Genomic DNA, 14,535 nt, shown 5'->3' with positions numbered 1-14,535 from the left:
GGCAGTGGGGCGAGCGCCGATGAATCGCAATGAATTACGCAAGGCCGACATCAACTTGATGGTGGTCTTTGAAACCTTGATGCTCGAGCGCAATGTGACCCGGGTGGCGGAGAAGCTGTTTCTCGGCCAACCCACCATCAGTTCGGCCCTCAATCGCCTGCGCACGCTGTTCAACGACCCGCTGTTCATTCGCGTCGGCCATCGCATGGAACCCACCGCGCGGGCCGAGGAAATCATCAAGCACCTGTCGCCGGCCCTCGACTCATTGTCGTCGGCCCTGAGCCTGACCCACGACTTCGACCCGTCCATCAGCACCATGACCTTTCGCATCGGCCTGTCCGATGACGTCGAGTTCGGCCTGCTGCCGCCGTTGCTGCGGGCGTTGCGCCAGGAAGCACCGCAGGTGGTGTTCGTGGTGCAGCATGTGGACTACTGGCGCATCCCTGACCTGTTGGCTTCCGGCGATATCACCGTCGGCATCACCCAGACGCGCGGCCTGCCGGCGAATGCCAAGCGCAAGCTGTTGCGGCATATCCGGCCGTGCCTGTTGCGGGCGGACGCCTCGGACAAACCCCTGACTCTCGATGAATACTGCGCACGGCCCCATGTGCTGGTGTCCCACACCGCCAACGTGTCCGGGTTTGCCGATGAATGGCTGGCGGAGATCGGTCGCAAACGCCACGTGGTGCTTTCGGTGCCGCAATACAGCGCGCTGCCGGCGCTGCTCGCCGGCACCGACATGATTGCCAGCCTGCCCGACTACACTGCCCAGGCCATGGCTGCCGGGGGGAATCTGTTCTGCGAGCCGTTCCCGTTCGAAACCCCGACACTGGACTTGTCCATGGTCTGGCTCAGCCACGTGGACACCGACCCGGCGGAACGCTGGATGCGTTCGCGGCTGGAGGCGTTCATGAGCGAGCGGGACATGCTGCCGGTAGTCGCCCCCAAATCTTGAGATAGACCTTTCAGGGAGATCCACCCATGACCCCATCCCGGTCCTTGCTGCGTGGGCGCGGCAGTCATGACAGCGGCAAGGTTGGCATGGTCGAGTTGTTCTTCGACCTGGTGTTCGTGTTCGCCGTGACCCAGTTGTCCCATTCGCTGCTCGCGCACCTGTCCATCGGCGGCGCGGTGCAAGTGGCGTTGATGATGGTTGCGGTGTGGTGGGTATGGATCTTTACCTCGTGGGTCACCAACTGGCTCGACCCGGAAAAAATCCCGATTCGTATCGGCCTGTTCGGCTTGATGGTGGCTGGCCTGCTGTTGTCCTCGTCGATTCCCAAGGCGTTTACCGACCGTGGCCTGCTGTTCGCCGGCGCCTATGTGTTCATGCAGGTTGGACGCACGCTGTTTGCCTTGTGGGCGGTGCGCGGCGAGTCGCTGAACATGACTCGCAACTTCCAGCGGATCCTGGCGTGGATGCTGCTTTCCGGGGTGTTCTGGATCACCGGCGCGCTGCTCGAAGGCGAACAGCGTTTGGCCTTCTGGGCCCTGGCGCTGTTGATCGAGTTGGTTTCCCCGTCGGTGTATTTCTGGGTGCCCGGGCTTGGTCGCTCCACGCTGTCGGACTGGAATGTGGAAGGCAACCACATGGCCGAACGCTGCGGTCTGTTTGTGATCATCGCCTTGGGTGAGTCGTTGCTGGTGACCGGCGCGACCTTCGCTGAATTGCCCTGGAGCGTGGAAGGGCTGGCGGCTTTCCTGGTGGCGGTGGTGGGCAGCATCGCCCTGTGGTGGATCTATTTCGACAGCGGCGCCGAGCGTGCCCACCACCGTATCGCCAGTTCTGCCGACCCCGGCCGTCAGGCGCGGATTGCTTACACCTACCTGCATGTATTGATCGTCGCCGGGATTATCGTCAGCGCAGTGGCCGACGAACTGGTGCTGGTGCACCCGGGGCACGCCAGCCAGGCCGGCGTGGTGGCGATTATCGCCGGCCCGTGGTTGTTTCTGCTGGGCAGCGCGCTGTTCAAGTGGGTGATGAGCGACCGGCCGTTGCCGCCTTTTTCCCACCTGGGCGGGCTGTTGATGTTGTTGGTGTTATTGCCGCTGGGATTGCAGCAGCTGTTTTCGGCGTTGGTGCTGGGCGCGCTGACTTCGGCAGTATTAGTGATCGTGGCGTTCTGGGAAAATCGTTCGCTGCGCAGCGTGACTGAAGTTTCACAGTGAAAGCAGTCTGGTTCAGCTTGGCCGCGTGCTATATGTATGACTCTTTTCCTACAACAATTCGGAGCCTTTCATGCCGCATCTGCATCTGGAATACACCGCCAACCTCACAGAACTGGCCGTTGAGAAAACCTTGTTGCGGCTCAACAACGTGCTGATGGCGTCCGGGCAGTTCGGTTCCGAGTTCGATATCAAAAGCCGGGCGCTGAAGGTGGAGACGTTCCAGGTCGGCACGTCCTTGAGCCCGCGGGCGTTTATCGCGGTGAAACTGTCGCTGCTCAGCGGGCGCTCACCGCAGGTCAAGAAACAGTTGTCGGAAAGCCTGCTGGCAGCGCTGCAGGACCTGGGCGATTGGCCTGCAGATTTGCAGGTTCAGCTAAGCGTCCTGTTGGTAGACATGGACCGCGAGTCCTACAGCAAAGTCACCATCGGCTAACTACTGTAGGAGCGAGCTTGCTCGCGAAAAACTAACAGACGACGCGGGAATCCTGAATGCCCGTGTCATCGTTAACGTTCTTCGCGAGCAAGCTCGCTCCTACAAAAAAGTTATAGCAACCCCTGATCCGCGCACACCTTCACCACCTGCTCCCTGAACCACGTGTTGGCGCTGTCCTGCTCGCTGTGTTCATTCCACTGCATATCCAGGGTAAACCCCGGCAACCCGTTCGGCGCTTCGCAATGGCCGAACACGGCCTTGTCTGCCAGCAGCTTCTGCACCCGACGGGGCAGGGTGACGATAAAGTCGGTGCCGGTGATCATCTTCAGCGCCGCGCTGTAGCTGTTGGCCCGGGCGATCACCTGGCGTTTGTGGGACTGGCGCGCGAGCCAGCCATCGATCATGTTGGTGTCGGAACTCCAGGGCGTCGGGAACACATGGCGCCGGGCGACAAAGGATTGCAGGCTGAACGCCGGCTCCCGTGGCGCCGAGTGCTTGTCGAACACGCACACCAGGTCGTCCTCCAGCAGCATCTGGGTCTTGATGTCCTTGTGCTCGCGATGAAAGTGCGGCCCGAAGCAGATCACCAGGTCCAGGCGCCCGTCGCGCAAGGCTTCGGCCGGGATCTCGGTTTCGAGCTTCTGCACATTGACGATCACCGGCAGGTCGGCGTGATCGAAGTTTTTCAGCAGGCGCGGCAGGATCAGTTGCTCGAAGTATTCGGGGGCGCAGACGCTGAAGGTCACGGCCTTCTGGGTGGGGTCGAAAGCTTGGCTGCCGGCATGGCACAGGTTGATGCTTTCGAGGATTTTCTGCACATGCCCGTACATGGTGGCGGCTTTGTACGTAGGACGCATGCCCGCCCGGGTGTTGATAAACAACTCGTCTTCAAAGCTGGTGCGCAGCTTCTTCAAGCTGTAGCTCACGGTGGACTGGCTGACGAACAGCGTTTCGGAGACCTCAGTGACGCTGCTTTGATCGTAAACAGCGACAAACACCATCAGGTCCTGCATATCGAGCTTTCTTAGCAAGTTGCTGTTTAGCATCCGTTCCGTCCGCAAGCGCTTTGTACCGAACTCGGTACAAGACAATACAAAATGTTAACGGAACGTTCGTGCCAATAGAAAGCGCTGTCGGACCTTTCTATGTTTAAGGTGGGACAAATAATGTTTACAACACGACGTCAGCGAATATGCCGCGCGTAATACCGCGGGTCGAAGCGCAGCAGGATCAGCAACATCACCACGACGACGGCCGTCAGTGACCACCAGGCCCACTCGAAGCTGCCCAGTTGGTCGCGGATCATCCCGGCAATCAGCGGCGAAAGACCGGCGATCAAGTAGCCGATGCCCTGCACAAAGGCAGTCAGGCCGCCGGCGCGGCGTGGGTTGTCGAGGTGGTCGAGGGACAGGATCAGGCTCATCGGAAACAACCCGCCAATCCCCAGGCCCAGCAGGCACGGCCACAGCAGGCTCAGGTGTTGCGGGCTGAGGATCAGGCCGCAGAAGCCGGCGATGATCAGCACCAGCAGCACCGCGACCACGCCGCGCTTGTCTTGGCGGCGGTTGGCGATGGCCGGGGTGACCAGGCCGGAGACCACTTCCATGGCCGTCAGAAAGCCCAGCAACAGGCCGGCATTCTGCTCGCTCCAGCCCAACTCCACGTAGTACGGCGCCAGCCAGGCCAGCACGCAGGTGTAGGCGGCGGTGCCGAGGCCGAAAAAGATCGCCAGCAGCCAGGCCCGGCGATTGCCGAAGAACGACTCCTGTTGGCCCGCGCCGGCTTGGGGCAGTGGCGGCAACACTGAGCGTTGGGCGTACCAGAACACCAGCGCCAACACGGCGAGAGCCGCCCAGATCGCCAGGCCAATGCGCCAGCTGCCGGTTTGCACCTGGATGAACGGTGAGAACGAAGCAGCCAGGGCTGCGCCGCCCATGATCGCGGTGACGTACAGGCCCATGAACAGTGAAACGTTGTCGCTGAAGCGCGACTTGATCAAGGCGGGCATCAGCGCCTGGATCATCGCGATGCCTACGCCGGCGGCGATGGCGCTGAGGATCAGCTCAACCGCCGAGTCCAGGAACAACCGGGAGACGGTGGCCAGGCCGATCACCACCAGCGACAGCACAATGCTGCGATGCTCGCCGAACCGTTTGGCCACGCCCATGCCAAAAAACATCGCCAGGCCCATGGCCATGACCGGCAGCATGGTCAGCAGGGAGGCGGTGCTGAAACTCAGGGGCACCTCTTCGCGGATCGACGACAACAACGGGCCGACTGCTGCCATTGAAGGGCGCAGGTTGAGAGCGACCAGCACGACGCTGATCATCAGCCAAAGGGCGGTGGCGGGTTTTGCGCGGACGTTTTCCATGGGCAGGCCTTGAACTGACAAGGGCAGTATTAGGCCGGGCGTGGGGGAGGCGGGGCAAATGAGAAAGTCGTTGGGGCTATTGAAAAAATGCGGGTGGGCTTTTTTGTGGTCGGGAAGCCTCCTGTGTAGAGGGGGTCTTGTCCTGTGGCGAGGGGGCTTGTCCCCCGTTGGAGTGCGAAGCGCTCCCGCTTTTTCTGGGGCCGCTTCGCAGCCCAACGGGGGACAAGCCCCCTCGCCACAAAAGCTCCCTCGCCACAGTGTTGTGTAGTGGTTTCAGATCGCCCGAATCACATGCTTGATCTCCTGAAACGCCTGCAACCCCCACGGCCCCAGTTCCCGGCCAATACTGCTCTGCTTGTAACCACCCCACGCCGTTTGCGGGAAGATCACCTGCGGTGCATTGATCCACACCAAGCCCACCTGCAGCGCATTGGCTACCCGCTCAGCCGCTTCCAGGTTGCTGCTCAGCACACTGGCGACCAGGCCAAACTCGCTGTCATTGGCCAGCGCCACCGCCTCGGCCTCATTGGCAAAACTTCGCACACATAGCACCGGGCCGAAGATTTCTTCGTTCCACAACGCGCTGTCCAGCGGCACCTCGGTGAAGAGCGTCGGGCGAATGAAATAACCGTGAGGCAAATCCGCCGGGCGCCCGCCGCCACACAGCAACTTCGCGCCGGCTTGCACGCCACGCTCGATATGCCCCAGCACCCGCTCGTACTGCGCACGGTTGACCAGCGCACCCATTTCCACGTCTTCGGCAAACGGGTCTGCCACGCGAATATTATCGGCCTTGGCCTGTAAGCGAGTCAGAAACTCGTCCGCCAATTCGTCGGCGACCAACACCCGGCTGGTGGCGGAGCACATTTGCCCGGCGTTGAAGAAACCACCGCCGCAGGCCAGTTCCACGGCCAGGTCGAGGTCGGCATCCGCCAGCACCAGCAACGACGATTTTCCCCCCAGTTCCAGGCTCACGCCCTTGACCGTTTCGGCAGCGCGCTGCATCACTTGCACGCCCACGGCATTGCTGCCGGTGAAGGAGATTTTCGCGATCCGCGGGTCAGCCGCCATTGGCGCGCCCACTGCCAGGCCAGTGCCGCAGACCAGGTTGAACACACCTGCAGGCAGCCCTACCGAGGCGATGATCCTGGCCAGTTCCAGCTCCGCCAACGGTGTGACTTCCGAAGGCTTGAGCACCACGCAGCAACCGGCCGCCAGCGCCGGGGCGAGTTTCCAGGCGGTGGTCACCATCGGGAAATTCCACGGCACGATCAGGCCCACCACACCGCACGGTTCCCGGCGTACACGGGCGCTGAAATCCTCAGTAGGCAGCACCACCGGACGGTCCTGGATGGCGTCCATTTCGTCCGCCACACCGGCGTAATACTCAAACGTGGCGATCACGTCGTCCACGTCAATGCCTGCCTCAAACAGCGGCTTGCCGTTGTTGCTCGATTGCAGGCGCATCAGGTGATCACGCTGGGTGCTTACGCCCTCGGCGATCTTGCGCAAAAGGGCGGCGCGGTCGCGGCCGGTGCTTTTTGACCAGTTCGGGAATGCGGCGCTGGCGGCACCGACGGCCTCGGTCACCGCACTTGCATCACCCACGTTCACTTGAGCCAACGTGGCCTCGGTCGCCGGGTTGATCACGTCCAGCACGTCATGGCCCGCACGCCACACGCCATTGATATACAGCCCGTTCAAGACCGCGCTCATACCGCCACCGCCTTCATCCAAAGTCCCTGGTCGATTTCAATCAGCGTCGGCCCCTGGCGATCCGTGGCGGCGCGCAATGCGCTACGCAGTTCTTCAACACCGTGCACGGCCTGGGCAGCGCAGCCCAGTGCCTTGGCCACGCCGATAAAATCCGGGGTGTAAATGTCCACGCCCACCGGCTCGATGGCGCGGTTGACCATGTATTTCTTGATCTCCTCATAGCCCTGGTTATTCCACAGCAGCACGATCACCGGCGTGCGCGCTTCCACGGCGCTGGCCAGTTCCGGCAGGGTGAATTGCAGGCCGCCGTCGCCGATCAGGCACACCACCGGTGCGCCGTTGCCGCGCCCCAGCCACGCACCGATGGCCGCCGGCAAGGCGTAGCCGAGGGTGCCGTAGCCGGTGGAGGAGTTGAACCAGCGACGCGGGTGGTCGAGGTTCAGGGTCAGGTTGCCGGTGTACACCGGTTGGGTAGAGTCGCCTACCAGTACGGCGTCGGGCAACTCATCCAATACCGTATTGAGGAACAGGGTTTGCGCGCGGGTCGCAGCGTCCCAGGTGGGTTCCAGTTCGCTCCACAGGCGGGCGACGCGATGTGCGCCCCAGTTGCTGTCGCGAGCGGCCAAAGGCTTGGTGCCCAGTTCGGCGAGCAAGGCTTGAGCAGCGATTTGCGCGTCAGCCACCAGCGCGACGTGCGGTGGGTAGTTACGTACGGTCTGGTCGGAATCAATGTCGATACGCAGCAGGGCACCGGGAATTTCGAAGCCGCCGGCGAAGGTCACGTCGTAGTCGGTTTCTGCCAGCTCAGTGCCGATCGCCAGTACTACGTCTGCCTCGGCGACCAAGGCGCGGGTGGCGACCAGGGTCTGGGTCGAGCCGATCAGCAGCGGGTGGTTGGACGCCAGCATGCCCTTGGCATTGATGGTCAGCGCCACTGGCGCGCCGAGGGCTTCGGCCAGTTGCGTCAACTCGGGTGCTGCGTCGATGGCGCCACCACCGGCAAGGATCAGCGGACGTTTCGCCGCCGCCAGCAGTTGGCTCATCTGCTTGACCGCCGACGGCGCAGCACCGGCGCGGGAAACACTGATGGGCTCGCTGCCGAGCAATGCGTCGGCGTTTTCCACCAGCACATCCAGCGGGATTTCGATATGCACCGGGCGCGGTCGCCCGGCTTGGAACAGCGCAAATGCCCGGGCCAACACGCCTGGCAATTCGGCCGCCGACATCAAGGTATGGGAGAACGCCGCCACGCCCGCGATCATCGCGCTCTGGTTCGGCAGCTCATGCAGCTTGCCGCGCCCGCCGCCCAGCTGACTGCGGGACTGCACGCTGGAAATCACCAGCATCGGGATCGAGTCGGCGTAGGCCTGGCCCATGGCGGTGGTGATATTGGTCATGCCGGGGCCAGTGATGATGAAGCACACGCCAGGCTTGCCGCTGGTGCGCGCGTAGCCGTCGGCCATGAAACCGGCGCCCTGTTCGTGACGCGGGGTGACGTGGCGGATGCTTGAGCGCGCCAAGCCCCGGTAGAGTTCCACGGTGTGCACGCCGGGGATGCCGAACACTTGGTCCACGCCGTAGCCTTCCAGCAGGTTGACCAATACTTCGCCGCAGGTCGCCATTGTCGTCGCTCTTATTGTTGATAAAGGCCCGTATTGGAACGGCTGGCCCGTAGCGGCAACAATCGATAAAAAGTCATACTAGCCATGTCCTCACGTCATGGCTGCGCCCTTATGAAACGCCTTCCGCCGTTGCCGGCCTTGCACACCTTTTGGGTCACGGCCCAGTGCTGCAATTTCACCCGTGCCGCCGAGCAATTGCACATCACCCAGGGTGCGGTGAGCCGGCAGATTGCCGGGCTGGAAAGTCATCTGGGCTATGCGCTGTTCCAGCGCCAGGCTCGTGGCTTGAGCCTGACCGAAGAGGGCCGTGAATGGTCGCTGCGGGCGCAGCAGGTGTTCGGCCTGATCGGTGACGCGGTGGAGCAGATCGGCACCCGCCGCGAGACCTTGCAGCTCAAGGCTTCCACCTGCGTGATGCGCTGGCTGTTACCGCGCCTGATGCAGTGGCAGCAAGAGCGCCCGGACGTGCCGGTGGAACTGACCACCACCGTGGCCTACACCGTCGACTTTCGCCGCGAGCAGTTCGATGCCGCGGTGATCTACGCACCGATTGCCGAGCAGTCGGCCCAGGCCCGGCATTTGTTTGATGAGCGACTGACGCCAGTGTGCGCACCGGCCTTGCTCGGTGGTTTGCACACGCCCGCAGACTTGCAGCAACAGGTGCTGCTGCACCCTACGCGGGATGAACGGGATTGGTCATTGTGGTTGAAGGCGGCGAATACACGTTTGAGCAATCTTGCCCAGGGGCATCATTTTGAAACGCTGGATCTGGCGATGACAGTGGCGTCCCAAGGTTCGGGCGTGGCGATTGGCGACAGCGCGCTGATTGGCGAGGATCTCAAGGCGGGGCGGTTGGCGACACCGTTTGAACTGCGGGTGCCGACGGGGATGGGGTATTACCTGGTGTACCCGCCGGGGACGGAGCCCTCGGCAGGGCTGGAGCAGCTTATGGATTGGTTGGTGAGCCAGGCGCAGTCGCCGTCACAATGAAGATCAAAATGTGGGAGCGGGCTTGCTCGCGAAGGCGCCGTGTCAGCCAATACATCTGTTGACTGAAACACCGCCTTCGCGAGCAAGCCCGCTCCCACATTTTTAGTGCGCGTCAGGCTTAATAACCGACCGTAAACCGCTGGTGCGAATGCTTCGGCGTTTCCACTTCGTCAATCAGCGCAATCGCAAAGTCGGCAAAGCTGATCCAGCTGCGGCCTTCGCTGCTCACCAGCAATTCATCCTGGCCCAGGCGGAATTTGCCGGTGCGCGCGGTCTCGGTGAACTCCGCCGAAGGCGAAAGGAAGGTCCAGTCCAGGTCTTTTTCCTGACGCAAGGTGTCGAGGAAAATACTGCCGGCGCTGGCTTCGGTTTTGTATTCCTCGGGGAAGCCCGGGCTGTCGATGACCTTGGTGCCGCCCGACAACAGCAACGAACCGGCACCGCCCACCACCAGCAGGCGCTTCACGCCGGCTTTTTTCACCGGGTTGATCACCGCTTCAGGCGGCAGGGTGGCGAAGTGCGCAGCACTGATTACCACGTCGTTGCCGCTGATGGCCTGTTCCAGCGCCTGGGCATCCAGCGCATCCACTTGCTTGAGGGTGACCCCTGGGCGCACGCCAATCTTGTCGGTATTCCGTGCGATGGCCGTGACGGTGTGCCCGCGACGCAACGCTTCTTCCAGCAGTTGGCTACCGGCACGACCGGTGGCACCAATGATTGCGATCTTGCTCATGACGTTCTCCAGTTCGGTTAAGGGTTGAATCAATTCACCACTGCATTTCGCCCTTGGCGACTTTGGCGCCCAGTTCCAGGGTGCTTTCGTCGCCCAGGTTCGGGTAACGCTTTTTCATCGCCGCGATCAGGGCGGCAGAGTCCTTGGCCTTGGCGGTTTCTTCGTCAAACGCCTTGATGTAGTCGGCGGTGAACGCCACGGATTTGAGCGACGGTGTGCCCAGGTAGTGACCCGGAATCACGGTGCGCGGTTTCAAGTCCTGGATACGTTGCAGGGTTGCCAGCCAATCGGTGTGGGACTTCGCGGTCTGCGTGTCGGCCATCCACACATGGATGTTCTCGGAGACGACCACGCCACCGACGACTGCCTTGATCGACGGGATCCACACAAAGGTGCGCTCCGGTTGTGCGCCGTCGAGACCGATCACTTCCAGTTGCTTGCCTTCGAGGGTCAGGCTGTGGCCTTCAAGTACCTGCGGGATGACAGCCTTGGCAGGCTTGTCGGCCCCCAGTTTCGGGCCCCAGAACGCCAGTTTGTGTTCAACGGTGGCCTTGATGTGGTCGACCACCGGCTGCGGCGCCAGGACTTTGGCCTGGGGGAAGGCGGCGGTCAGGGTGTCGAGGCCGAAGTAGTAGTCCGGGTCGCCATGGCTGATGTAAATGGTCGTCAGGTGCTTGCCGCTGGCGCGGATTTTTTGCACCAGTTGCTCGGCCTGAGTCTTGCCGAATTGGGCGTCCACCAGGATCGCGTCTTTGTCGCCACTGACCAGTACCGAGGTGACCGGCATCATCGCGCTTTCGCCCGGGTTGTAGGCGTCCAGAGTCAAGTCGGCAGCCGTGGCGTGCGCGGCGAAGGCCAGGGTGGCGGCGGTCAGGGCCACGCGCTTGAGCGGGGAGAATCCAAACATGTGCTGCTCCAGTCATCGGTAAGGTGTGGACAGAGCTTAGTTGCACTAAACGCTACAAAAAATGCGATGCTTGGACATAGTTTGTTTCTAAAAGCGGGCAAATCATGGATCGTCTTCAAGCAATGCGCGTGTTTGTGACCGTGGTGGACTTGGGCAGCCAGTCCGCAGCGGCCGACCATCTGGACTTATCACGCCCGGTGGTATCGCGCTACCTGGCGGAGCTGGAAGACTGGGTCGGCGCGCGGCTGATGCACCGCACCACGCGCAAACTCAGCCTGACCGCCGCCGGCAGCGAAACCTTGCCCCGTTGCCGGCAGATGCTGGAGTTGTGCAGCGACATGCAGGCCGCCGTCAGTGAGCCGGACGAAGCGCCCCGTGGCCTGCTGCGCCTGAGCGTCAGCACCTCCTTCGGCCAGGCGCAGTTGGCCGATGCCATGGCCGAATACGTCAAGCGCTACCCGCTGGTCAGCATCGACATGCAGATGCTAGATCGCACAGTGAACCTGGTGGACGAACGTATCGACCTGGCGATCCGCACCAGCTTTGAACTGGACCCCAACCTGATCGCCCGCCGCCTCACGTTGTGCCGTTCGGTGATCTGCGCATCGCCCGCTTACCTGCTGGAGCATCCGCAGCCCCGGCGGGTCCAGGACTTGGCCCGGCACAATTGCCTGACCCACTCCTACTTCGGCAAAAGCCTGTGGCACTTCGTGGAAAACGGCGAGCCGGTGTCGGTGCCGGTGCAGGGCAATATCAGTGCGAATGAGGCGAGCACCTTATTGCGGGTGACGCTGGCGGGGGCCGGGGTGTCGCGGTTGCCGAGTTATCAGGCCGGCGACTACATCCGCAGCGGCGAGCTGATCCGCCTGCTGCCCGAGGCCGAGCCGCAGCAGATGAACATCTACGCGGTGTACGCCTCGCGCAAGCACATGCCGTCGGCGCTGCGCAGCTTGCTGGATTTTTTGGTGTTGAGGTTTCCGGAGGAGCCAGTGTGGGACGTCGGTCTCTGAGCCGACATAAACATGTCGAATATCGTCCGATAATGGCGACTTGCCCCAGTTGACCTATGCTTATCAAAGCACCTTCTTGATCGGATCAGAGGTCAGCATCATGTCGATCAAAACAAGAAAGTACCTGATGATTTTCACCCTGTGCGCCGCCGCCACAGCGCTCTACGGCACTGCCGCCTACCGCGTCGAACAGGCCCGCATGCAGCCGAGCTACGCCTCCAGCTGCAATCACGGTCAATGCGTTGGCCACATGGCCGCCTTCAGTTCGCTGCGCTAGCGTCCTGGTCGGCTTTCAACTGCTCCCGAAACGCTTTCGGAGAGAACCCGACGCGACGGCGAAACAGCCGCGAGAAGTTGGTCGGGTCAGAAAAGCCCAATACCTCAGACATCTCATTGATGGTCATGCTGGTGTAAGTCAGCAGGCGCTTGGCTTCCAGCAATTGGCGGTCGTGCATGATCTGCAACGCGGGCTGCCCGCCCAACTCCCGACATGTACCGTTCAGGTGTGAGACCGAGATCCCGAGCTTGTGGGCCAGGTCTTCGATTTTCGGGTGTTCGCGGTAATGCTGTTCCACCAACTGGGTGAACCGGCGGAAATATTCGCGGCCCCGGGGCGCCCGTGGATGCCGGCGCTGGATGGCCTGTCGGCTGATCCAAACCAGCAGCACACTGACCAGCGCGTGCATCATCATGTCCCGTGCCGGTTGATCGCTGGCGTACTCGTCCTGCAACCGCGCAAAGAGGCTGTTGAGGTAGTCACTGTCGTTGCCGGCAGGGTAGCTGCCCAGGGCATTCAGGCCATCCAGCGCCGCGCCCAGTTGCCCCTGCAGGTGCGCCATCAGCGGCGCGGCCAGGGTCACCACAAAGCCTTCGACGTTTTCGGAAAACCGAAAACCATGCACGCACAACGGCGGCAGCACCTGCAGCGTCGCTTCGCTCAGGGTGCTGCGCTGGCCTTCAATTTCCAGTTGCGCCTGGCCCTTGTGCACGTAGAGCAATTGGCACAGGTCCGCATGCCGGTGGGGCTGGATTTCCCACTGGTACTCACGGCTGCGCCGGGAGATGGTTTCGCAGTGCAACAAATCCGGGGTCGGCCATTGCTGGCTCTCACCGTAGAGTTTGAATACTGGAATCGCGGCACTGGCAGTTTTGGTCATGGCTTCATCCGATACTTCGGGATAATTGTGCGGTAATCGCCCCAATTGGCGAAAAGCGCAGCTTTGGGCTCAGTTTTCACCTTCTTATGCCGGGCACTCAAGTGAAAAATGTCAGCAACACCTTCAATGACAACTCTTTCACCGGATACGTTCGGGTGAAGCTTGCGGGCCATAAAAATAATGAAAACGCTGAAAACCCAAGTCGCCATCATCGGCGCCGGCCCGTCGGGGCTGTTGCTCGGGCAACTGCTGCACAACGCCGGGATTGAAACCCTGATTCTAGAGCGCCAGACCCCGGATTACGTGCAAGGTCGCATCCGTGCCGGGGTGCTGGAGCAAGGCATGGTCGACCTGTTGCGCCAGGCCGGCGTCAGTGCGCGGATGGATGCCGAAGGCCTGGTACATGATGGCTTTGAGCTTGCACTGAACGGGCAACTGACCCACATCGACCTTAAGGCGCTGACCGGCGGCAAGACGGTGATGATCTACGGCCAGACCGAAGTCACCCGCGACCTGATGGCCGCGCGCCAGGCCAGCGGCGCCACTACTGTGTACGAAGCCAGCAATGTGCAGCCTCATGATCTGAAAAGCGCAGAGCCGTGGCTGAGCTTCGAGCATGAAGGTGAGCAGTATCGGCTGGACTGCGATTACATCGCCGGCTGTGACGGTTTTCACGGTGTGGCGCGTCAGTCGATTCCCGCTGAGGCATTGAAGGTCTTCGAACGTGTCTATCCGTTCGGCTGGCTCGGCATTCTCGCCGACACCCCGCCGATCCACGATGAACTGGTGTACGCCAAGCACGAGCGCGGTTTTGCCCTGTGCAGCATGCGCTCACCGACCCGCAGCCGCTATTACCTGCAAGTGCCGGCCGATGAGTCGGTTGGCGACTGGTCCGATGAGCGCTTCTGGGATGAACTGAAAACCCGGCTGCCTACGTCGTTGATCGAGCAACTGGTGACGGGCCCGTCCATCGAAAAGAGCATCGCACCACTGCGCAGCTTTGTGGTGGAGCCAATGCAATACGGCCGCCTGTTCCTGCTGGGCGACGCCGCGCACATCGTGCCGCCCACCGGCGCCAAGGGCTTGAACCTGGCGGCCAGCGATGTCAGCACCTTGTTCACTATTTTGCTCAAGGTGTACCGCGAGGGCCGAGTGGAATTGCTGGAGAAATACTCGCAGATTTGCCTGCGGCGGATCTGGAAGGCCGAACGGTTTTCCTGGTGGATGACCTCGATGTTGCACCAATTCCCGGAGGCCGACGGCTTCAGCCAGCGCATTGCCCAGAGCGAACTGGAGTACTTCGTCGACTCCGAGGCCGGGCGTAAAACCATTGCAGAAAATTACGTCGGGCTTCCTTATGAGGCTATCGAATAGCCAGCTATCTAGTACACTGACGAGCATTCCCGCGGGCCTCCTTTTCCCGTGGG

General features: G+C 61.8%; 14 protein-coding genes. 7 read left to right on the top strand and 7 right to left on the bottom strand.

All coding sequences use genetic code 11. The features are described from left to right. The first annotated feature begins 19 nt into the window (after positions 1-19). From HBJ59_RS03005 to HBJ59_RS02995, 3 genes are all read left to right on the top strand, one after another. Positions 20-955 carry a LysR substrate-binding domain-containing protein gene (locus HBJ59_RS03005; RefSeq protein WP_167662740.1) on the top strand — a complete coding sequence of 312 codons (936 nt, stop codon included), beginning with the start codon at positions 20-22 and terminating at the stop codon, positions 953-955. Positions 956-981: 26 nt separating this feature from the next. Then, entirely contained in the window at positions 982-2,169 is a 1,188-nt protein-coding gene (locus HBJ59_RS03000; protein WP_167662739.1) for a low temperature requirement protein A, read from the top strand. A 70-nt stretch (positions 2,170-2,239) separates the two neighbouring features. Then, the gene (locus HBJ59_RS02995) at positions 2,240-2,602 is read left to right on the top strand and encodes a 5-carboxymethyl-2-hydroxymuconate Delta-isomerase (RefSeq protein ID WP_076015904.1); all 363 of its coding nucleotides are present in this window, start codon (positions 2,240-2,242) and stop codon (positions 2,600-2,602) included. Positions 2,603-2,712: 110 nt separating this feature from the next. Here the strand turns inward: HBJ59_RS02995 and HBJ59_RS02990 are convergent, their stop codons facing one another. The 4 genes from HBJ59_RS02990 to HBJ59_RS02975 all read right to left on the bottom strand — a co-directional run bounded on the left by HBJ59_RS02990 (position 2,713) and on the right by HBJ59_RS02975 (position 8,311). Next, positions 2,713-3,648: a LysR family transcriptional regulator gene (locus tag HBJ59_RS02990; RefSeq protein ID WP_076015903.1), complete on the bottom strand. Its 936-nt coding sequence runs from the start codon at positions 3,646-3,648 to the stop codon at positions 2,713-2,715. 137 nt (positions 3,649-3,785) lie between these two features. After that, complete coding sequence (locus tag HBJ59_RS02985) at positions 3,786-4,973, bottom strand: cyanate transporter (protein WP_076015902.1); 1,188 nt, start codon at positions 4,971-4,973, stop codon at positions 3,786-3,788. Between the two features lie 273 nt (positions 4,974-5,246). Beyond that, a complete protein-coding gene (locus HBJ59_RS02980; protein ID WP_167662738.1) occupies positions 5,247-6,689 on the bottom strand; it encodes an aldehyde dehydrogenase family protein in 1,443 nt (480 codons plus the stop codon). Continuing rightward, positions 6,686-8,311, bottom strand: coding sequence for a 5-guanidino-2-oxopentanoate decarboxylase (locus tag HBJ59_RS02975; protein ID WP_167662737.1), 1,626 nt, complete (start codon positions 8,309-8,311; stop codon positions 6,686-6,688). Before HBJ59_RS02975 ends, HBJ59_RS02980 begins: the two co-directional genes overlap by 4 nt. A 111-nt stretch (positions 8,312-8,422) precedes the next feature. On the opposite strand from HBJ59_RS02975, the gene HBJ59_RS02970 reads away from it, so the two are divergent. Then, positions 8,423-9,301, top strand: coding sequence for a LysR substrate-binding domain-containing protein (locus HBJ59_RS02970; RefSeq protein ID WP_167662736.1), 879 nt, complete (start codon positions 8,423-8,425; stop codon positions 9,299-9,301). Positions 9,302-9,419: 118 nt separating this feature from the next. Here HBJ59_RS02970 and HBJ59_RS02965 read toward each other — a convergent pair whose 3' ends face one another. Then, on the bottom strand, positions 9,420-10,034 hold the full coding sequence (locus tag HBJ59_RS02965) for an NAD(P)-dependent oxidoreductase (RefSeq protein ID WP_167662735.1): 615 nt from the start codon (positions 10,032-10,034) through the stop codon (positions 9,420-9,422). 34 nt (positions 10,035-10,068) lie between these two features. After that, complete coding sequence (locus HBJ59_RS02960; RefSeq protein WP_167662734.1) at positions 10,069-10,941, bottom strand: MBL fold metallo-hydrolase; 873 nt, start codon at positions 10,939-10,941, stop codon at positions 10,069-10,071. A gap of 104 nt (positions 10,942-11,045) precedes the next feature. Between HBJ59_RS02960 and HBJ59_RS02955 the strand changes: the two genes are divergently transcribed. Then, positions 11,046-11,951, top strand: a complete 906-nt coding sequence (locus HBJ59_RS02955) for a LysR family transcriptional regulator (protein ID WP_167662733.1) — start codon at positions 11,046-11,048, stop codon at positions 11,949-11,951. 100 nt (positions 11,952-12,051) lie between these two features. Beyond that, positions 12,052-12,228 carry a hypothetical protein gene (locus HBJ59_RS02950; RefSeq protein ID WP_167662732.1) on the top strand — a complete coding sequence of 59 codons (177 nt, stop codon included), beginning with the start codon at positions 12,052-12,054 and terminating at the stop codon, positions 12,226-12,228. Here HBJ59_RS02950 and HBJ59_RS02945 read toward each other — a convergent pair. Then, a complete protein-coding gene (locus HBJ59_RS02945; protein WP_076015894.1) occupies positions 12,212-13,108 on the bottom strand; it encodes a helix-turn-helix domain-containing protein in 897 nt (298 codons plus the stop codon). The two genes, HBJ59_RS02950 and HBJ59_RS02945, sit on opposite strands and share 17 nt — an antisense overlap. A gap of 189 nt (positions 13,109-13,297) precedes the next feature. On the opposite strand from HBJ59_RS02945, the gene pobA reads away from it, so the two are divergent. Beyond that, positions 13,298-14,482, top strand: coding sequence for a 4-hydroxybenzoate 3-monooxygenase (gene pobA / locus HBJ59_RS02940; protein ID WP_178124255.1), 1,185 nt, complete (start codon positions 13,298-13,300; stop codon positions 14,480-14,482). The last annotated feature ends 53 nt before the right edge of the window (positions 14,483-14,535 follow it).

Source organism: Pseudomonas sp. AN3A02 (genome assembly GCF_011765255.1).
GTDB lineage: Bacteria > Pseudomonadota > Gammaproteobacteria > Pseudomonadales > Pseudomonadaceae > Aquipseudomonas.
This window is presented reverse-complemented; position numbering and strand designations above follow the sequence as displayed.